General features: G+C 51.5%; 16 protein-coding genes, 3 tRNA genes and 1 pseudogene. 2 read left to right on the top strand and 18 right to left on the bottom strand.

Annotation, left to right across the window (positions count from 1 at the left end; translation table 11 throughout):
• Positions 1-102: 102 nt before the first annotated feature.
• Positions 103-1134 (top strand): beta family protein, encoded by a 1032-nt coding sequence (locus PHU01S_RS06110; protein WP_127506685.1) that lies wholly within the window; start codon positions 103-105, stop codon positions 1132-1134.
• Here PHU01S_RS06110 and PHU01S_RS06105 read toward each other — a convergent pair.
• The gene (locus PHU01S_RS06105) at positions 1129-1692 is read right to left on the bottom strand and encodes a sce7726 family protein (RefSeq protein WP_127506683.1); all 564 of its coding nucleotides are present in this window, start codon (positions 1690-1692) and stop codon (positions 1129-1131) included. The two genes, PHU01S_RS06110 and PHU01S_RS06105, sit on opposite strands and share 6 nt — an antisense overlap.
• A gap of 445 nt (positions 1693-2137) precedes the next feature.
• Complete coding sequence (locus PHU01S_RS06100; protein WP_127506681.1) at positions 2138-3463, bottom strand: reverse transcriptase/maturase family protein; 1326 nt, start codon at positions 3461-3463, stop codon at positions 2138-2140.
• A gap of 632 nt (positions 3464-4095) precedes the next feature.
• Between PHU01S_RS06100 and PHU01S_RS06095 the strand changes: the two genes are divergently transcribed.
• Positions 4096-4551 carry a JAB domain-containing protein gene (locus tag PHU01S_RS06095; RefSeq protein ID WP_127506679.1) on the top strand — a complete coding sequence of 152 codons (456 nt, stop codon included), beginning with the start codon at positions 4096-4098 and terminating at the stop codon, positions 4549-4551.
• Here PHU01S_RS06095 and PHU01S_RS27210 read toward each other — a convergent pair.
• The 16 genes and pseudogenes from PHU01S_RS27210 to PHU01S_RS06030 form a co-directional block, all read right to left on the bottom strand.
• A pseudogene (locus tag PHU01S_RS27210) lies at positions 4491-4925 on the bottom strand (DUF4062 domain-containing protein); the annotation flags it as partial. The gene PHU01S_RS06095 and the pseudogene PHU01S_RS27210 overlap by 61 nt on opposite strands.
• Positions 4926-5045: 120 nt before the next feature.
• Positions 5046-5480, bottom strand: a complete 435-nt coding sequence (locus PHU01S_RS27090; RefSeq protein ID WP_373864524.1) for a site-specific integrase — start codon at positions 5478-5480, stop codon at positions 5046-5048.
• A gap of 21 nt (positions 5481-5501) precedes the next feature.
• Entirely contained in the window at positions 5502-5996 is a 495-nt protein-coding gene (locus PHU01S_RS26225; protein ID WP_218032419.1) for a tyrosine-type recombinase/integrase, read from the bottom strand.
• A gap of 174 nt (positions 5997-6170) precedes the next feature.
• Positions 6171-6256: transfer RNA gene (locus tag PHU01S_RS06085), tRNA-Leu, on the bottom strand.
• Between the two features lie 108 nt (positions 6257-6364).
• Positions 6365-7600, bottom strand: coding sequence for an MFS transporter (locus PHU01S_RS06080; RefSeq protein ID WP_127506677.1), 1236 nt, complete (start codon positions 7598-7600; stop codon positions 6365-6367).
• A gap of 129 nt (positions 7601-7729) precedes the next feature.
• Positions 7730-8215, bottom strand: a complete 486-nt coding sequence (locus PHU01S_RS06075; protein WP_048744883.1) for a MarR family transcriptional regulator — start codon at positions 8213-8215, stop codon at positions 7730-7732.
• Between the two features lie 174 nt (positions 8216-8389).
• Positions 8390-8466: transfer RNA gene (locus PHU01S_RS06070), tRNA-Ile, on the bottom strand.
• A gap of 43 nt (positions 8467-8509) precedes the next feature.
• A tRNA-Met gene (locus PHU01S_RS06065) sits at positions 8510-8583 on the bottom strand.
• Positions 8584-8658: 75 nt separating this feature from the next.
• Positions 8659-8823 carry a hypothetical protein gene (locus PHU01S_RS25640; RefSeq protein ID WP_164762992.1) on the bottom strand — a complete coding sequence of 55 codons (165 nt, stop codon included), beginning with the start codon at positions 8821-8823 and terminating at the stop codon, positions 8659-8661.
• Between the two features lie 150 nt (positions 8824-8973).
• Entirely contained in the window at positions 8974-10557 is a 1584-nt protein-coding gene (locus tag PHU01S_RS06060; RefSeq protein WP_021877048.1) for an extracellular solute-binding protein, read from the bottom strand.
• Positions 10554-11438, bottom strand: coding sequence for an ABC transporter ATP-binding protein (locus tag PHU01S_RS06055; protein WP_048744881.1), 885 nt, complete (start codon positions 11436-11438; stop codon positions 10554-10556). The genes PHU01S_RS06060 and PHU01S_RS06055 overlap by 4 nt, the downstream gene beginning before the upstream one ends.
• Before the next feature lie 7 nt (positions 11439-11445).
• Positions 11446-14352, bottom strand: a complete 2907-nt coding sequence (locus PHU01S_RS06050; RefSeq protein ID WP_127506745.1) for an ABC transporter permease — start codon at positions 14350-14352, stop codon at positions 11446-11448.
• 4 nt (positions 14353-14356) lie between these two features.
• On the bottom strand, positions 14357-15445 hold the full coding sequence (locus PHU01S_RS06045; protein ID WP_048749769.1) for an efflux RND transporter periplasmic adaptor subunit: 1089 nt from the start codon (positions 15443-15445) through the stop codon (positions 14357-14359).
• Positions 15411-16187 (bottom strand): ABC transporter ATP-binding protein, encoded by a 777-nt coding sequence (locus PHU01S_RS06040; RefSeq protein WP_127506675.1) that lies wholly within the window; start codon positions 16185-16187, stop codon positions 15411-15413. Before PHU01S_RS06040 ends, PHU01S_RS06045 begins: the two co-directional genes overlap by 35 nt.
• Positions 16188-16502: 315 nt before the next feature.
• Positions 16503-17507 (bottom strand): Gfo/Idh/MocA family protein, encoded by a 1005-nt coding sequence (locus PHU01S_RS06035; protein ID WP_048749767.1) that lies wholly within the window; start codon positions 17505-17507, stop codon positions 16503-16505.
• A 297-nt stretch (positions 17508-17804) separates the two neighbouring features.
• Complete coding sequence (locus tag PHU01S_RS06030; protein WP_127506673.1) at positions 17805-20096, bottom strand: preprotein translocase subunit SecA; 2292 nt, start codon at positions 20094-20096, stop codon at positions 17805-17807.
• Positions 20097-20114 lie beyond the last annotated feature (18 nt).

The following is a 20114-nucleotide window of genomic DNA, read 5'->3' as shown; positions in this document are numbered from 1 at the left end:
ATGGTTATATCTTCGACAAACCTTTTACCCAAAGAAGGAATATGATGGAAAGCGGCGAACTAAGACTAAAGATCCAAATTAATTTAAAAAAGGGGAAATATCATGACTTACTACCCAATACTAAAGATATCTAATGCAGAAATAGGCGCTTTGGAAAATTTGAAGTCTGAAACCAAAGAATTAATTGTACCAATTCTCGAATCAAAAGTCATCTCCGAAATAAAAGTTGACCAATGGTGGACAACTTTCCGAACGTTGGGTCAGTATTTAAAAAACAAGATTGGTGAAATGAAATTCATATATGATTTTTCTTCAGCGTTTGAAAAAATAGGAGAATTTCATGAACTGAAGGATGAAAATGGTTTTGACTTAGTCCAACACTGCATTAAAAAGATGGAAGAAGCTCGTTTAAACTATGTACCGTGCCTGCATTTTGATTCTCCCCAGTGGATTATTGATTCAGTTTTACAGTCAACCTCCGATGAAGTAGCCATTCGAATACGCTGCCATGACTTTAATTCCCCAATGGAAGATTTGATAAGGGAAAGAGTCACTGAAAAAATAATTAATTTAGCACCACACAAAAAATTCAGTATCATTATTGATTTTAATAATTCGCCAATAAGCTACAATCGAATTGAAACATCGTTACAAAACTTTTCTAAAATCAACTATAATATATTAGTGCTTGCCCTAACAGCTTGCCCCGAAGATGCTAATAAAGCTCTTCCCAACACATTTAGCCTAATTTGTGCCCGAGATGATTTAAAAACCTACTATCAATTACGAAAGGAATTTCCTCACCTTCAATTCGGTGATTATACAGTCAGATTAAAATCTGATTTTGAAGGTACAGATATTAATTATTATAATACTTACCTAAAATTATTTTATTCTTCAGAAGACGATTATTATATTGCTAAATCTACGTTATTAGATAGAAATGGTATAGAAAGCTTTATAGGATTATGTCAAGAAATAATCGAAAGTGATTTGTACAAAGGTCCCGATTTCTCACATGGAGATAAAGCTATAAAGGACTGTGCAGAGAGAGTGCTTGCCATAACCAATCATTCCAAGCCCATAGAATTTGGAATCAATCATCACATTGAACTTACTGCCAGACAATTATAACTCTTTTCTCCAATTGGTTCGGTTCTTTAGAGTTTGGTACGTATATTCTCTAACTAATCTTAAATCAGCTGCTTGAGTAAAAATTTCAAGTAGCTGATTTTTTTTCATGTTTTTAATTTTTTTAGGAAGATTCAAAACATCTACAAAACCTTCCAAATCTTTTTTCCATAGAAGCCTTAACAGTATGTCTTTATCCTGATTGTTTTGAAGTCTCCCCTTCCTCTTCTCGATCAATCGTGTTCTATCAGCACTTATAATCTTAACCCCCCACCAACTAGGAATCATTTCACAAATTTGATTATAATATCTTCTTGAAGATATAATTGTCATTCTTTGAAAGAGTTTATTATAATAACTAATCTGCCTTGGCAGTCTATTTAAATTATCCATATCGCTTTTAATTTCATATCCATGAATAATACCATTTACAACCGCTACATCAACTCTTGAAGCACCAAAATCAATTCCCAACTCATTAATAATTCTTGTGTTTGAATCATTTGCATAATTAAGCTTTAGTTCTTTAATTAACAGCGATCTTACCTCGAAATCATTCAAGAGATTCATTTCTACCACCCGTATCAATAATAAAATCCACACCAAGCAAAAAGAGTATAGCGTGGTTCATTGTTATTAGTATTCAACAAAACCCGAAAAATATCCTACATATCTTAACCATTATAACTCTTAAAACTAAACCTTAGTCTTAGCATTAACTCTGAAGTATATCCCGTTCATCTTTCCATAGCTTCATTATAGCTTATTTTTCTCCCTCAAGCGTCACAGTCTATGAGGAGTACGTGCACGATGGAGCTTCTATGATGGAGTAGGCAACGGATACAGGTAGGAGTAAGAAAAGCAATTAAAATCGCTAAGAACATTTCGGATTTTTACAATGACTAAATATCTGAAACGCAAGCGTCTAGTTGCCTATTGAAGTATGAAACTTGGAGCGCGAACATTCGATCGCTTTAGTTATCCCTTTGTAGACATAAAAAAGAATTTATTTTATCTGATTTAACTGCTTTCTTATTTTCTGCATATGCTTTTTTCTTACATGGCCAATGGCCTTCTCGCCACTAAATATACGTTCTGCCTTTTTAACATAAGTAATGAAGTTACCACGACTACCATTACCGACATTTGCGCCTTTAATAGAATACTTCAAATACACATTTTCACAGCTAATTCTCTTGCCTTTCTTAGTAATTCCATTACGTTTAACAATCGTCTTCAGTTTACGATATAGTCTGTAATAATACTTTGAAACTGTCTTATCCCTCAGAGTAACTGCCCGACCATCAAATGTGAAGCCCAAGTAATTAATGAAATTTTTACCGTTCTTCACATTTTGTAAAATATCTTCATTGCAGCTCTTAATGACACCTCGATTGTACTCAAAGATCTGTGTTTTTTCAGGTTCCAACTTTACACGAGGAACGGACTGAATCGCTAAGTTGATAAACTGAAAATTACTTTTAAATGAAACCAGAGTTGTCGATGGTAAAATAACAATAAAATCATCACTGTACCTCATGTATAGACCTTGTTTCTCTGTTACATAATCTTTTATTTTTTTGTCAAAGTCCAACATGTATATATTGGAAAGGACAGCACTAATTGCAGAGCCTTGTGGTATCCCAAAACTATCTTTATTGGGCTTAACAAACTTATTCTTTAGCTCCTTGAACTGTGCAGAGGAAATAGCTTTCTCCAATTGATTAAAAGACTGTATTCCATTTACATTATTTTCCAAACCATTCAATTCTAGAAGAACCGTCAAATCCCAGGTAGAATACTTGGTAATGTTTTTGAATACTGCATAATAGTCATCAGGCAGTCTTTCAGTACACAACAAACTGCAAAGCCTTTCTTTTAAATAATTATGATTCAAACTGTCAAAAAACTTTGTAAAGTCACCTATGATAACGTAACATTCTTCCGTTCCTTTTATAAAATCAAAGGCTGCTTTAGCGAAGTGAATATTGTTTTTATGTAAATTATCTCGATAAGCTATTGCTGAGTCTTCAATGCAGTCAAGTTTAACTCTAGCGTTGTATAGTTGGTTTAGTTTAAACCCGTAGTACTGATAGATGTACCGATCTATATGAGCGGAATAACAAATTTCACGAGTTTTAGGCTTTAGTCCAGTCTCCTTATTGTACTTTAGAAAAGACAAAGTGTAATGTATAAAGGGATAAAAACCATGACTTGCTATTTTTCTCGGGTCGCTGATATAGCTCCATACTCTATCTAAAGAGACCTTAGGATCAAAGTGAGCATAGTTTCGTCTCTTTTTATTTTTCAATTTCCACTCTTGAAGTTCCACTTTATCTCCCCTATAAAAGCGTAATACCTGCCAGCATGGGGGGTAGCATCCCTAAGCAGACAGGTATAACTCAACTGTATTCATTCTGTTATAAGTGCAGACTAAATCCAACTACCCTAATGTTCGCCCTAATGATTAACTATGTTATAATAGTTAAGGAGGAAAGTCCAATAATCACTCTTGTGTTCTGGTTGGTCACAATCATGTTTACTGAACAGCTATCAACCGAGACGATATTCAATCTAAGAATATCAATCAGCAGGTTGACAACAATCTCCAACCCTTATGTCTAAAACATAAGGCTCTTTCATTATAGCATATATTACTATTTTTTCAAACCTTGAATTGATAGAATTCCTGATCTATCGACAGCTAGTTCCAGAGATAGAGCTCAACTATTTACACATTTTGTCACTGGAAAACCCAGAAACCAAACGCGCGTTCTATTAATTTCATTTAAAAGCTTACACTTCCAAACACCGCACTCTGCTCATGTTCATTTCTATATTATAGCCCTTATACCTATGCATGATAGGTAGTCCCTCGCGAGAGGCTCTACATGCATCGAAAGGCCGTACACCTTTAAACGTGTACGGCCTTTTTGTGTCCATCAAAATCAACGGAGGAAGCCAATGAACCCTAATCCACAAACAGAAATTATACGCCTTATCTCGGAATCACTGAAAATTCAAGAATTGTTTCAACAGTTCCCTACAACAACAGAGCTGCTAGAAGCAAGCGAGCAACAATTGACCATTATCAAAGGAATCGGAATAGGTAAGGCTCGCCAGATCACGGCTCTGCTCCAATTGGCTAAATCCCTGACCCTTCCTACTCCTGACCGAGTTGCAATTCAATGCCCCAAAGATGTTTACGATTTGCTAGCACCTGAATTACGACATTCTCCAAAGGAACAGTTTACTTGCCTGTTTTTGAATACCAAGAACCGAGTGATCTTTAAGGAAATCATCTCAGTCGGCTCTTTAAACGCGGCAATAGTACATCCACGAGAAGTTTTCCGAGCCGCAATCAAACGTTGCAGCGCCTCCCTTATCTGCGTACATAACCACCCGAGCTTTGCAGAGTAGTCTGTATTGCTTCGGGGCACTGGTTTATCAACAAAAAACAGCAAGACATCCTTTTCAGCTTCAATGAAGAGATTTATCTCTTCGAGCGTACCAGATGAGTGATTTAAAGTTGCTGTACCAAGCTTGGTCCAGAAAATGCCGATAAGTATGTCACACTTCTGTGTAATTTGCTCATTGATTATCTGTTGTGGATCAGCGCCCCGATATGCTGGTACAACATCCTTCTCCCATCGCCTCGGAAGCAACACCACATTAAGCTGTGCGGAATATCGCCTATTCCATTCGTAGATTGCTCTCTCCACTTCTTCACGTTCAGTCGCTACATCTGAGGGAGAAGCAATCAATACATTAAATACCTCTGCTTGGTAACTCATTGTACTTACCAACTCTCAATGTATTTTATCTACACTGATTTCATTAATACATAATTAGAACCGTCAGGTGAATATTGTTTATAAATAAGACAGGAGCCATGTCAGCTCCTGCCTCTTGTTCTAATTCAACCTACCTACCCGCTTCTTCGTTGGCATTAATCTCTTGATCGGGGATGCAAGCGAGTGCTGGTTCTTTAAGTCATTGTTCGTCAGAGCAACATAACGCTTAGTCATCTCCAAGGTGACATGCCCCAGCATTCGCTGAAGTGCCAACGCATTTCCCCCCTGCCTGAGAAACAGCAAGGCAAATGAATGCCGTAAATCGTATGGAACGATATGAGTACCGAGCTTCTTGCAGTAATGCTCAATCCTGTCTCCCCATGAGTGGCGGTTCAACTGGTTCCCTTCGTAAGTGCAAAACACGGGGACAGTCTCATCCCATTCATCTAGGCGGGCGGCTATAAGCTCGCCAATTACCTTTGCTGTCTCTGGAGAGTAATGAAGGGTGCGTGAAACCTTTGTTTTTGCCGTTTCCTGTCTTATTTTCACTTCCAGTATGTTTAGTCTAAAGTCCGATTAAAGTAGCGCAAATGCCTCCTTAGGGCGTATACCAGTGTCTAGGAAGAACAGCATGAGTGCATGGTCACGGAGACCCGTATAGGTACTTGTATCGGGAGCCAATAATAGCTCACGGATAATATTCTCATCAAGGTTTACGATACGGCCTTCGGCTTTACGCTTTTTAGAGTTCAGCAGCGGATTTTCATCAATCATGCCTTTGTCAGCGCACCAGTTGAAGAAGGTGCTTAGATAAACAAGCCGATTATTATAGGTCGCTGGCTTAATACCTTCTTCTCCCAAATAAGCATAGGCGCTCTTCTCAAGGGCCTCTGAATCCTTAGGATTGGCAGCCGCGGGATACCTCTTTAAAAATCGGGATACATGCTCTCTGTAATCTTTCATGGTCTGCTCGGATATGCCCTGTGCCTTCTTCCACAGAAGGAACTGTTCCAGTGCCACTTCATACGTTGCCGGGGCCGCTTTCTTCACCTTCGTTAACCGTCCACTCAAACAAAAAACCTCCCTTAGCCTTTACTTGGATTTTGCCCCAAGTACCGCAAAGAAGGATTCATGTATCACGTGGTCCTGTGCAGTTGCAGGTACCGTTTCAAGTACCCAGGACCAAGCGATATTTTAGGTTTTAGCGAATGATTGCTCAAGATCGAAACCTTGATAAACCAAGTATGCCGAGGACGGGGATCGAACCCGTATGGTAGTCACCTACCGCAGGATTTTAAGTCCTGTGCGTCTGCCAGTTCCGCCACCTCGGCTTGTTGGGGCAATGCCTGTTTCAAACATTGACGAAGCGTAGCATAACATATTTAGCCAGCGAACGTCAATAAAAGAATCGCAACTGTCATTCGATGTCAGACAAGCATCTACACGCTTGCATGCGTTCTCTTATACAAAACCGGTATTGCCGCAGCGATAAGGATCATGCCCATAATAGCGGGTGCGGCATGGCCAAGCGATACATAGATCCAACCTCCAAGGATAGGCCCGATCATTCTGGCTAAAGCCTGGATCGATTGGCTGCCTCCTTGGATCCTTCCTTGTTCGCTGGAATCGACAGACTTGGATAACATCCCATTGAAGGAAGGCCCGAAGATCGAATCGCCAAAGCCAAAGATAAACATGCCGGCGATTAAAAGGGGATAGAACGAGAACAAAGCCGATGCCGCAATAAGACCATAACCGATTATCTCCGAGACCATCCCCAGAGCCGCTATCTGCTTATCGCTGTATTTCACCAAAAGCTTCGGCATGATGAACCCTTGCGAAAGAATATCCTGGACTCCCAGGATGGAAAACATAAGTCCGATCCATACAGGCTTCCAGCTGAACGTATCCATCGTGAACTGGGAAAAAACGGCCTGCAAGGATCCGTTGGGTATCCATAGCAAAAACGCGGAAATCAGCAGCCTGTTCAAGTTTTTCATGGAAAGCAGGCTTGCAAGCTGCGTGAATGGATTCAGCCTTGCCAAGGCAATCTTTTTCAGCCTATTCTTCTTGCCAAGGCTCTCGGGCATGAAAAAGAATCCGTACCCGACGTTCACTGCCGTAATCAGGGCTCCAAAGTACATGGGCACCGAATACCCGAACTTGGCAAGCAATCCGCCCACAGTCGGCCCGATGACGGTTCCCGCCCCTACGACCGCACTCACCCATCCAAAGTACTTGGTTCTCTGCTCAGAAGGAATGATGTCGGCAAAATAGGCGAAGATCGTGCTGATGCTCCCGCCTGTTATGCCTTCAATTATGCGCCCCGCAAACAGGATCCATAAAGCTCCTCCCAGACCGAAAATAAAGTACCCGATTGCCGAACCTAGAAGGCACGCCAGAAGCAGTGGACGACGGCCGTATCTGTCGCTCAACGCTCCAAGTGCGGGAGCCGCAAAAAATACGCAGAACGCATAAACAGAGGACAAAAGCGTGACAACGACAGCTTGCTCTCCCGGACTGCTTGTGTACGGCTGCACTAAAAACGGCATGACAGGTGTGATGATGCTGAAGCCGAGTCCGCAAAGAAACACAGAGATGAGACCGAATAACAAGGCATGCTTATCTATCGTATGTTCGGTGTTCGGTTTTGGATGTGATCTGGATTTGAACACTTGATTTCTCCCTTCAAATTTTGATTCCTTGGAAACGAAATGATCATATCAAATCTTTGTTTCCTAGTCAACAAAATAGCGCCCATAAAAAAGCAGCCTGTTCTCCAAAGAGTCAGGCTGCTGTTTGTTTCATGATTCCCTTTTATCCAGCTTGATATCCAGATCCTGTTTCTTTATTTCGGCATCCAAATGCTTTCTATACTTGTCCACAAAGCTGATCATGCTGTCCAGCTGCTCCTCGGTCACCTGCTCGAATACGGCTTTATCCCGCTCTTGAAATTCTTTGTGCAGGTCCTCATGAATGTTGTAAATGACTTTCCCTTGCTCCGTAAGCCTGAAATAAATTTCTTTTTTGTTGTCCGACTTCCGGTAGCTTTCGATAAGGCCTCTTTTCAGGAGCTTTTTCGTCATTTTGCTTATGGCGCCGCGAGTCATATAAAAGGATTCCGCAAGCTTAGTCACGTTGGAGTCTTCATTTTTTTCGATGTATTCGATGCAATGGACTTCAGACGGCTTAAACCCCTTCAGGCTGTCTTCCATTTTATCCTTATTGATCAAAATCATTTTGTTCAGCAAGTCCCTGAACCCCATAATGACCTGCTCTTGTTTGTTCATGGACTGCCCTCCCGCCCGTCGCCGCATCAACGATATTTGGACTACAGCAAATGCCTCTATCACACAGATCGGCTGCGGGATATATGGAAGGAGCATGGGCTGATCATCCGCCGGCCGGCTTCCTTATGGCCTATAAATAAAAAAAGCCTTGCTCCGCAAGGATTCAACTTACATTGGTGGGCCCTGCAGGACTCGAACCTGCGACCAATCGGTTATGAGCCGACCGCTCTAACCAACTGAGCTAAGGGCCCTTTTTGTGTCAAAAAGGTAAGATGCTGATCAGGACTAAGTAAGTTGCGGGGGCAGGATTTGAACCTGCGGCCTTCGGGTTATGAGCCCGACGAGCTACCGGACTGCTCCACCCCGCGTCGTCCAAAAAAAGAAAGGTTCCGTTTGGAACACAAGGATAAATATACAATAAAAGCTTCCCGAAAGTCAACTTCCTATGGCAAATATCTGACGCCGTATTTTCCCTTCCTCGACTGGAACACTTCGATCTCGCGCGGACATTCATATCCGTAGATCCACCAGTCGTTCTCCATCCGCTTGACCAGGCAGCCGGCCTGGAATTTGCTCTCATACAGCCTTCCCCAATAAATCCAGTTCATCAGCAAGTCCCTTCCTTTCTCTCTGCTCCTAGTTTACCCCAGCGGACTAGGAAAACATTCCAGCGTCGCGGCAAAAATGCGGGAGGCCTTGCAGCTTGAAGCCGAATAGAAAAAAGCGGTCCCGAAGGACCGCTCTTGATCGCTGGATGCTTAGCCGTTGCCGGCCGCCGCGTCTACTTTCTCCTTTTCTGTCGCTGTTCCGCCTTCCGTCGTCGCCCCGCCCTGATCCGTTCCCTTCGGATTGGCTTTGACTTTCTTGAGCAAGGCATTGCCCTTGACGGCCCATTCCTTGACGACTTCCTCCGGCGTCTTCTTGCCGGTCGCCGCTTCCTGGAACAGCTGCTGGCTGATGGAATACATTTCGTTCAGTCCCGGATATTTCGTGTAGATATCCTGCATGTTGCTCGTATCCGGCGGAATCGGCTTCAGCGTGTAGAACGCTTTGATGTTGTACTGCATGCCGTCGATCGGCTTGATGAACTCCGCACGAGCCGGAATTTCATAGGTGCTGCGGGACTTCAGCTTCGCCCATTCCTTGCTGTTCAGGAACTTGATGAAGTCCCAGGCGTCATCCGCATTCTGCGCCTTGTTGTTGATGCCGAGCGGCTGGCTGAGGTAGGAGTTTCCGCCGATGCCGGGTTTCTCCTCGAATACCGGCGCCGTCACGACATCCCAGTCCACAGGCGTAAAGTCCTTGTTTTGCGAAGCGTAATTGTTGTTGCTCTTCATTTGGGAGATGTAGCCGTAGTCCGCAACGGTCATCGCAATGTTGCCGCTGCCGAACAGATCGCCTTGGAACGGGTTGTAATTGTTGGCGCCTTCCTTGCTGGCCTTTTCGTATTTCTTGTTCAGCGCTTCGCTGAGCTTCTGGTAGCCTTCCTGATTCGGGATGGCCTTGACCTTGTACAGATCAAGAATCGTCTTGATCGCGTTGGACCATGACGTGCCGCTGTCCACGAGCATCTTTTCGGCTTTGTCGTCGAAAATTTTCAGCTGAAGCGGCTGTACGTACGTCGAGACGTCGCTGTACAGATCCGATCCGCCCCAGCGGTTGATCGTCATGCCGTACACTTGGTCCGCGCCTTCGCCGCCGCTGACTTTGCGGGCCAGATCGAACACCTGCTGCCAGGTCATATTGTCCGTCGGCGGCTGCACGCCGGCCTTCTGGAAGATCTTCTTGTTGTAGAAGAGCGCCGAGCTGGAGAATGTGGGAGACAGGACGTAGATCTTGTTGTCTCCGACCGCTTTGATGCCGTCGATCACAGTCGGCACGTAGTCGCTGATATCGAATTTGTCCTTTGTAATCAGCGGATCGAGTTCCTTGAGCAGGCCGTCCTGCGTCATGCGCGGCAGATTGCTGTAATCGGCGATGACGACGTCGACGGGGTTCTTGCCCGTCAGCAGCTCCTTGAACTTCTCGTACGGATCCGGCTGCTGCTCGCCGTTCTGGCCGCGCATGTCGTTGTAGTTGATCGCGTACTCGAACTGCAGCTCGATGTTCTGATGCGTGAATTCATACGTGTCCGTGTACTGCTGGCGGATCCACTGCTCCTGATCCGGCGAGCCGTACATCATGCCGATCCGCAGCACGCGGTTCTCCGGCTTATCCGCCGTTCCCCCGCTGCATGCGCTGAGCACGGCCGATGCCATGACGAGCGACAAGCCGATGGCTGCCGTGCGGCGGACTTTGCGTCCGGCCTCTTTCTTTGTTGATTGACCCGATTCCATACTCATGCTTGTTCCCCCTCTAAAGGCTTTGGTTTCGTAATGATGATGCGCTCCCCGTCGAACTCCATGGAAGCCTTGTTGCTGATGCCGAGCGCGGACAAATATTCCTTGGGCACCTGCAGCCTGCCCGCGCGGTCGACGACCGCGTAAGCTTCGTGAACCTCCTGCAGGCCTCCCGCGCCGAATGCGGACTCATCGTCGAGATTCGGGTTGCGGCGAAGGAACTCCGTACTCGTCAGTCCGTCCCGGATCGCGACGACCCGGTCCACCTTCCCGGCCAGCGACAGGTCATGGGTGACGATGACGATGGTCAGGCCCAGCTCGCGGTTGAGCCGCCGGAAAATGTCCATGATGAGGTCGGAGGTGCGGCTGTCCACGGAGCCCGTCGGCTCGTCGGCGAGCAGCATCTGCGGCCGGTTGGACAGCGAGATGGCGATCGCCACCCGCTGCTGCTCGCCTCCCGAGAGCTGATGCAGCTTGTTGTGCATCCGCTCCTTCAGCCCGACCCAATCCAGCAGCTGCTTGGCATAGGGCCGGTCGACCTTGCCGGAGAGCATCATCGGCATCTCGACATTTTCCAGAGCGGACAGATACGGCAGCAGGTTGCGGGCATTGTTCTGCCAGATGAAGCCGACCGTATCCCGCTTGTATTTGACGAGCTGGTCGTCCGTCACCTGGAGCAAATCCCAAGGCCCGACCTTGACGCTGCCCGCCGAAGGGCGGTCGAGTCCGCCCAGAATGTTGAGCAGGGTCGACTTGCCGCTGCCGCTGTTGCCGATGATCGCCATCAGCTCGCCGTCCTGAACGCTCAAGTTCAAGCCCTGCAGGGCGACGACCTCCAGATCGTCCGTTTTGTAGATTTTGACCAAGCCTTCGCATTCGATCATGATGCCATCACCGCTCCTCTCCCATCTTGACCGCCTGATGGACCCGCAGCCTGCGGATATGAAGCAGCAGCAGCAGAGCTCCCGTCAGCATCATGAAGCCGACGACTCCGTACAGCTGCGCCGTATCCTGGCTGTTGAACACGACGCGGAACGGCGGCACGTTGCCGCTGGAGCCGTCCGTCGTCTCCAGGAAGGGCAGGAACAGGATGCTCGCGATCTTGCCGATGAGCACGCCCAGGCCGATGCTGAGGCCGGCCGTGAACAGCTGCTCCAGAAGCAGCATGCCCGTCAGCTGTCCTCGCGAGAGTCCCATCGCCCTCAGCACGCCGAACTGGACGACGCGTCCCGACAGGTTGAAGAACCAGTACAGAATATAGCCGGTCAGCGTCACGATGACGGAGACGAGGAAGCCGAGGCTGAGGATGCCGAACACCCCGCCGCGAGTCGGCAGCTTGCTCTGCGTCACGAGCTCGGTGCGCACGTCCTTCACGGATGCGAGCTCGACGCCTTGCGCCGCCAGCTTGCTCATGAGCGGGGCGACCTTCGCTCCGGGCTTCATCTTGAGCCAGACATCATAAGGAATGATCGGCACCTGATCGTAGATGTAATCCAGGTTGGCGATGATGAACGGCGACTGATCCGGATACTGGGACGGCCAATAAGGAAGGATGCCGACGACGGAGAAATCGATCATGCCGTCCGACAGTCCGACCGAGACGGTATCTCCCAGCTTCAGCTGGTACTTCTCCGCCATCGAAGTCGGAATGATCGCTCCCATGCCTTCCGCGTAGATTCCCAGATTGTTGAGGTAGTTGAACGGATGGACCGGATACAGGTCGTTGCGGAACCAGCCTACTTTGGCAAAATCCACATTGTCGATCCCCATCAGCGTGCCTTGGCCGATGGAGCGTCCCGACACAACGATGCTCCCTTTCGTCTGGAGCACCCGCGCCGCCGCCTCGACCCCTTCCAGAGTGCGGAACAGCTCGAAGGGCGGCTCGCTGTATCGGATCGTAGCCGGCACCGGATTGCCTCCGCCGCCTTGGCCTCCGCCGCCTGCTCCGCCCCCGGAGCCATTGCCACCGGAGCCGTTGCCGCCGGAGCCATTGCCGCCGGAGCCGTTGCCGCTGCCGCCTCCCTGCGTCGGAGGAAGCTCGGGCGATCCCGGCCATACCGTCTGCATGACCACGTCGGTGCCGTATTGGTACAGCGTCCGTTCCGTGGAGTTGAGATCGATCGTCCGGGCCGCGGAGGCGTTGTACACGCCCAGCCCCAAGGTAAGGATAAGCAGAATCATAAGCGGGTAATAACCTTTGGACGAGCGCGACAGCTGCGTCAGCGTCAAGTACAGCGGAACCGGCAGCAGCTTGCGGCCGAGCCAGTTGAACAGGCGCAGCAGCCACGGGAACAGCCGCAGGAAGAACAGTCCGAGCGAAAAAATCGCCAGCGCCGGCACGAAGAACAGGAACGGCTGCACGTTGAGCTGATCCGTCGTCATGCCGGTCTGGAACGTCAGCATCTGCCGCTGGTTGAACAGATACCAGCCGTAGCCGGTCGCTCCGAGCAGCAGGATGTCGAGAAACCATCGCTGCCATACGGGCGCCCGGTCCGAGCGGGCCAGCTGCTGCTTGTAGCCGACGATCGAAGCGCGGGCGTAGATGACCGCCGGGATGACCGTCGCCAGCATGGCCAGCAGCACCGCTGCGCATCCCGCGATGATGGCGTCGGTGGTGAAGCCGACCGGAATCGACTTGCGGTCGACGAATTGCAGGAAGCCGTTCGCCGAGCCGATGCTCTTGGCCATGAACCAGCCGAGCATCGGTCCGAGCACGAGCGCCGCGCCTCCGAGCAGCAGGCTCTCCAGCAAGTACAGCCAGACAATCTGCCTCGTTCCGGCTCCGCGGCTGCGGAGTACCGCGATGTCGCTGCGCTGCTTGTCGAGCGCCTGGCGGGCGTTCATGGCGATGAAGTAGAACACCATCGCGATCATCGGCGCCGCCAGCGTGAACAGCAGCGTCTGCAGCTGCACGCTCATCTTGCGGAATTCCTGCAAGGTCGTAGCGAAGCTGATTTCGACTTTCGTGTCGGTAAGCTTCTGGTACAGGTCGATGTTGAGCCTCTCCAGCGTCTGGCTGAGCGGAGACAGCTCGCTCGTGCGGATGTTGCGGAGATCGAACGAGTAGTACCAGCTGCTGCTGTGCACCGGAATCTTGTTCCCCGTCAGGAGGGAATCCTCCATGGCGGCATCGCTGATCAGGAAGGTGCTCATGAGCCCTTCGAGCCCTTGATACCAGTACGGATCGCTGCTTTTCTTCGGCTTGAAGGTGCCGACGACGACGACGCGGATCGATTGGTTGGAGCCGTTCGCGTAGACGGGATAATCGAATGCGTCTCCCACGTGCATATCCGCCCGGTACAAGGCATCGTCGAGAACGACGGCTTCTACCGTCCTGCCGTCTCCTTTGCCTCCCGCGAACCAGCGGCCCTGCGCCAGGTCGGCTTGGGCCTCGAGGCCGGACAGCGATTGCAGGGAGAACTGCCTCATGATGCTGGCGTCGACCTTGGTCGGATCCTCGGGCGTGATCGCGGCGCTGCGGATCGCGTAGTTCTTCACCGCGGTCTCGACCGGGAAGCCGATCATGTCCGGGACTTCCCCGCGGATATAGGCGTCCACGTTCTTCAGCGAGCCGAGATCGGTAGGACCGCCCGAGGCGGAATAGCGCATCAGCAGGGAACCGGCCGGAAGGCCCTCGCTCTTCTCCTGAAGCGACTGGGTGACGACGCGCTTCAGCGCGCCGTCCGCATACATGGGTATGCTGACCGCGAACGCGACGGCGAGCACGAGGCCCGCCAGGGAACTGAGCGTCAGCCAGCGCGTGTTCCACATTTTGCGGAACAGGAATCGAATGAGCATCACCTTACTTGCCCACCACTTTCATCCCGGGCTCGAGGCCCTTGAGGATTTCAATCGCCGTTGCGGTGCGCTCGCCTACCTCGACATCCACCTCCCGCTTCGTCTCGCCCTCGGCAACCTGCACATAGGTCCGCGAGCCGATGCTCCGGAGCGCGGAAGGCGGAATGACGACGGCGTTCGGCTTGCTCTTCACGATGATGCTGACCGAAAGCCTCGTGCCCCGGGTAACTCCGGCAGGCATTTTGTCCAGCTGTACCGTCAGGAAATCCTCGGGGCGCTCCGGCTTCGTTCCGGTGCCGCCGCCGTTGCCGCTTCCGCTGCCGTTGTTTCCGCCCGATTCGTCATCGGCGGCTTTGACGGGGAGCGTCTTGACCTTGCCGTTGATCGTGCCGGCGTTGTTGATATCCACGACGGCCTTCATGCCGACCGACACCTTCTCGAGATCGCTGGAATCGAGCTGAATGCCGGGAACCAGCTGGGAGGTGTCCGCTATGACGCAGACGGGATCGTAGGCTTTGACGGCATCGCCCTTCTGCAGCGTCAGCTGCACGATCGTGCCGGAGAACGGCGCGGTCAGCGTCGCCTTGGCGATCTGCTGCTCCAGATCGGCTATCGCCTGCTTCTTCTCCTCGAAGGCGATGACGGCCGCTTCAAAATCGACGGGAGGCATCTCGTCCTTCTTGCGGAGCGTCTCCTTCATGCCCACCTCGTCCTTGCGGAACTGAAGCTTCTGGTCGCGCACCTGCTTCTGCAGATCCTCCACGTCCAGCGAAGCGATGGGATCGCCCGCTTTGACCTTCTGGCCTGCTTTTATGTATAAGTCCTTCAACCGCTTGCCGTCCAGCGTGTAATAGAGCGTTTCCTCGCGCAAAGAAATCAATTTGCCCGTCGTGTCCACCGTCGTCGTCAGCGTTTCGGTCGTCACCTCGTACTCGGGCTTCTTGGAGATCTGGGGCGGCGCGATCGACGGGAGCACCTCCTCCGACTGCTCGGCGGGCAGCAGCGAGCAGCCCCCGGACATAATCAGCGAACAGCCCAGCAGCACGGCCGCGGCGCTTTTAGATGAACGTACCGTCCACCATTTCGTAAACATGATCGGCAACCTCCAAAATCGTAGGATCGTGAGTGGTCATGCATATCGTGACCTGCTCGGATTTGATGATCGTGCGGAATACATTCATGATCTGGGCGGACATCTGGGAATCCAGCTCCGCCGTCGGCTCGTCGGCCAGCAGCAGCCTCGGCCGATGGGCGATGGCCTTGGCGATGGCGACCCGCTGCTGCTCGCCTCCGGACATCTCGAAGGGACGATGCTTCATCCGCTTCTCGAGCCCGACCAGCTCCAGGCAGTGCGCGACCCGCTCTTTCCACTCGCCGCGCGGCGTTCCCGCCATCCGGAGCGACAGCTCCACATTTTCCCAGGCGGAAAGAAGCGGCATGAGGGCGAACGCCTGGAAGATGAATCCCATTCGCTCTCTGCGCGCCACGGTCCGGCGATCGTCTCCAAGCTCATGGAAGGGCAGACCGTCGAACCATATCTTCCCTTGGGAAGGAGTGTCCAGACCTCCGATCAGATTGAGCAGCGTCGTCTTGCCGGAGCCGGACCGGCCTTTGAGCATGACAAGCTGCAGCGGATCGACCTTCATGTCGATTCCCTTCAGCACATGCACGTCGGCGCCCGAGGAATGGAACGAGCGATGCACGCCGATGACCTGCAGGATCGGCTCTGCCCGGCCTTGCGGCTGGCGAAGCTCCTCGCCCGCAGCTTCGGCGGCGGCGTCTTGGCCCGTCTCTGCCGGCAGCTGTTCCCCCGGGCGTTTCAATTTCCAAACCATAGACCCTCTCCCTTTTCTCATCTTTCTCATTTTCGTTCTGACGATTGGAAATGCTTAAAGGTTACACCTTAATTTGGTTTTCACCGATTTTTTTTGCAAAAGAGTTCCATTGTACCGGTGTCAAGTGATGCCGCTTGCTGCTGGCGGCCTGTTTTTCGGTCAAATTTCGACATTCAGGGCTAGTGGGCGGAGCCATCCGGCCTCATTGCGGATGCACGGAAAAAGAGGCTGTCCCAAGCCATGGATATGACTCGGAACAGCCCCTTCCTTATTCAAGCGCAATTGGTTTCATAAAAAAATCCATGCCGCCATTCGTCAAGCGATGCTTCCGTCGCGCCTGTCGGCGGGGTACTCCAGGCCGATCTGCCGCCTGGCTTCATCCATGATTTCCAGCACCGCCAGAGAGTTGTCGAACGTATTGATGCCAGATTCCAGCTTGCCGCCAAGGATCAGGCGCGTGAATTCCTCGATCTCGTACTGCATCGTGTTGTCGGACTGAGGCCGGGTCACATCCTCTTCGGGACGGCCGTCGCGGTAGCGGATGACGACGCTGTCCGGCTGGCTGATGCGGGTGACGAGCATGACGCCGTCTTCGCCCTGGATTTCCGCCGGGAGCGAGGAATCCGATATTTTCGAATGGACGAGCACGGCATCCATTCCTTCGTAGGAAAGCGTCAGCGTGCCTTTGCCGTCCACCCCGGAATCCAGCATGACGGCGCTTGCCTGCACCGACAAAGGCTTGCCGAACAGAGCGACGAGAGGATAGATGCAGTAGGTGCCGATATCCATGAGCGAGCCGTTCGACAGCTCCGGCTTGAAGGCGTTCAGCACCTCGCCCGCCTTGTAGCGGTCGTACCGGGACGAGTACTGGCAGAAGGAGGCGAAGTAGTTCCGGATCCTGCCGAGCTTCGGGAGATTGTCCCGGATTGCGGAGAAGTTCGGCACGAAGGTCGACTTCATCGCTTCCATCAGGAGCACGCCGTTCTCTTTGGCCGCGGCGATCATCTCCCGCAGCTCGCGCGCGTTGGACGCGATCGGCTTCTCGCAGAGCACATGCTTGCCCCGCTGCATGAAGTAGATCGCCTGCGGCGCATGGAGGGAATTCGGACTGGCGATGTAGACCGCGTCGATGGCGTCGCTGTCCGCCATCTCTTGCAGCTCGGTGAAGCGCAGCGCAATATCATGCTTGTCGGCGAATTCCTTGCCCCGCTCCGCGGAGCGGGAATAATGGGCCGCCACGACCGCCTCCGGCACCCGCCTCGCCGCATCGATGAATGTCTCTGTAATGAAATTGGATCCGATGATTCCGATTCTGACCATAACTGTTCTCCTCCTGACAACGCTGTAATTCTCTGATCCTCTTATTCTAGCACAGCGAATCCAATCGGAAAAAACAACGGAAATTGCAACCCGCATGCTTCGGCTGGCCGTCTCCCTATCATCGTCATCCATTGGAGTCGATTCGAAAGGCCAGCTTCTCAGGGTGCCGCTTGCTCCCCGCAAGCAGATCCTGGAACACCGGGAGCCGGACCGGATTGTTCTCCTCAGCAGCAGCCCATCCAGCTCGCGAAACCGCAAGCCCGGCGATTCGCCGGCTTGGTCGCGGGGACAACGCCGTCAGCCTTTGTTCAGCGCGGCGAATGCCCGGTCCAATACCGGCTTCATTATCTTGCGAATATAATAAGCCATTATTGTTTCTGCTGTCCATGAGCTGCGATTGTTCTGAATGTATTGGTCGTTGATAATATAAGTCCGAGTGGAAGCGGGGCTCTTCAGCCCGAGCTGTTCCCACTTTGCCGGATCGTTCGCCCCCCCGAGCCTTAGGAGCATATCCGCCGACTCTCGATCTATCTCAGCTGGAATTTGCTCGTAGGCTTGGATGATTTGCGCATGAAATTCGGCGATTGGATTGCGCTCGGCAAGGCTCTCCAAATGGATGCCTTCGCGAAGGTAAGAAACGTAAGCCAGATGGTCAGCCCAGAACTTGTCGATATAAAACAGCCGTACCCGCTGCTCCGAAGGGCTCATCGGCGTCTCGCCTTTCAAAATTCCGAGCCGCTCCTCGTATAGAATGCGCCTCTGTTCCTCCACCATATCCGAATAACAGTTCAGTTCCTGGCGGATATGGAAGTTCTGGCCCATAACAACGCGCTGAATATGCGCGATTTTGCTGCGGAGCACCGGCTTGTCGATAGCCTCATCCTGCCTGAGATTGCGATACGCTTTATCGATGCCGAACCGCAGCAGCAGCTCGTCCTCCAGGCTTACGAAAAATACGGAAGCTCCCGGGTCGCCCTGGCGGCCAGAGCGACCGCGCAGCTGGTCGTCGATCCGCACGCTTTCGTTCACATGCGTGCCGATGACGTACAGTCCGCCCAGCTTGGCGACAACCTCGGCTTGCGCGGGGCTGCCGCCGCCGAGCCGGATGTCGACGCCGCGTCCCGCCATATTCGTCGATACCGTCACGGCGCCGATTTCTCCCGCTTTGGCGATGATCTCGGCTTCTTTTGCGTCATTTTTCGCATTCAGAACGTGGCAGGTTACGTCGGCAGCCGCCAGCGCCTCCGCCAGCCTGTCAGACTCCTCGACGCTTGACGTCCCAATGAGAATGGGGCGTCCCGTCGCATGGACGGACGAGATTTCGTGAACAAGCGCCTTGAGTTTGGCTTCTTTATGGGTATGGATCCGGAACGGATGGTCAATCCGAATGTTTGGCCGGTGCGGCGGTATTTGCACAACCTGCAGCGCATAGATTTCTTCGAATTCCGTTGCGGAAGCGTGCGCGGTAGCCGTCATTCCGCAGATTTTCGGATACAGGCTGAGGAAGTGCTGAAGGGTAATCGTCCCGAGAATTTCCCCGCCGCCTTTCGACTGCAGCCCTTCTTTGGCCGCAAGCGCGGCTTGCAGCCCATCCGGCAAATGCCTGTTCTCCGCCACGCGGCCGGTATATTCGTCGATCAGCTCGATTTCCCCGTCCCGGACGATGTAATCGACGTCCTTCTTCAATAACAATTCCACATGCAGCGCGCAGTTTAATGACGTCAGCAAATGACTGTTATGGCTTGTGTACAAATTGCCGCAGCCCAGCAGCGACTCCGCTTTCGCCGAGCCGGCTTCATTCAAATAAACGTTCCGCTTGAACTCGTCGAAGTCGTAATGCTCGACTTGCTGCAGCTGCCGGGCCGCCTCTGCGAAACGGATGCCGTCATTGCCGGAAGAGCCGGCCTCGCCGGCGATGACCAGCGGCACCCGCGCTTCGTCGAGAAGCAGCGAATCCGCTTCGTCGACGATGACGCAGTGGAACGGACGATGCACGATATCGGCTTCGTTCAGCGCGATCGTGTCTCGCAAATAATCGAATCCCGCCTCTTTGGCCGTAACGTAGGTTATATCGTTGGCGTACGCTTCCCGTTTCCCGGACAGGCTCATGCCCGCTTGAACCGAGCTGACCGTCAGCCCCAGGAAACGATAGACCGGACCCATCCACTCCGCATCCCGATGGGCCAAATAATCGTTGAACGTCAGCACATGAACGCCTTTCCCGGTCAGCGCGTTCAGGTAAGCAGGCATGACCGCAGAGAGCGTTTTCCCTTCGCCGGTATGCTGCTCGATCAAAAACCTCTCGTGCAGGGCGATGGCAGCCATGATCTGGACATCGTAAGGCTGCAATCCCAGCTTTCTCTTCGCGGCCTCGCAGACCAGCGCATAGGCATCGACTAGCAGCTCGTCCAAAGGCGTGCCGGACTTGGCTTCTTTTTGCAGCCGGACGGATTCCGCCTGAAGCTGTCGATCGTCCCATGCTTTCAAATTCCGTTTTCCGATGAGCTCCGCTTTGTCCCGGTAGACTTTCAGCTTAGTCCGGTTATCGCGGTCATAGAATGTTTGCATCCATTTGACGGCTCTATTCATAGAAACTCGATCTCCCCT

The sequence above is a fragment of the Paenibacillus humicus NBRC 102415 genome, assembly GCF_004000905.1.
In the GTDB taxonomy this organism is placed as follows: domain Bacteria; phylum Bacillota; class Bacilli; order Paenibacillales; family Paenibacillaceae; genus Paenibacillus_O; species Paenibacillus_O humicus.
Note: the sequence above shows the minus strand (reverse complement) of the source record. Positions and strands in the feature narration are given on the sequence as shown.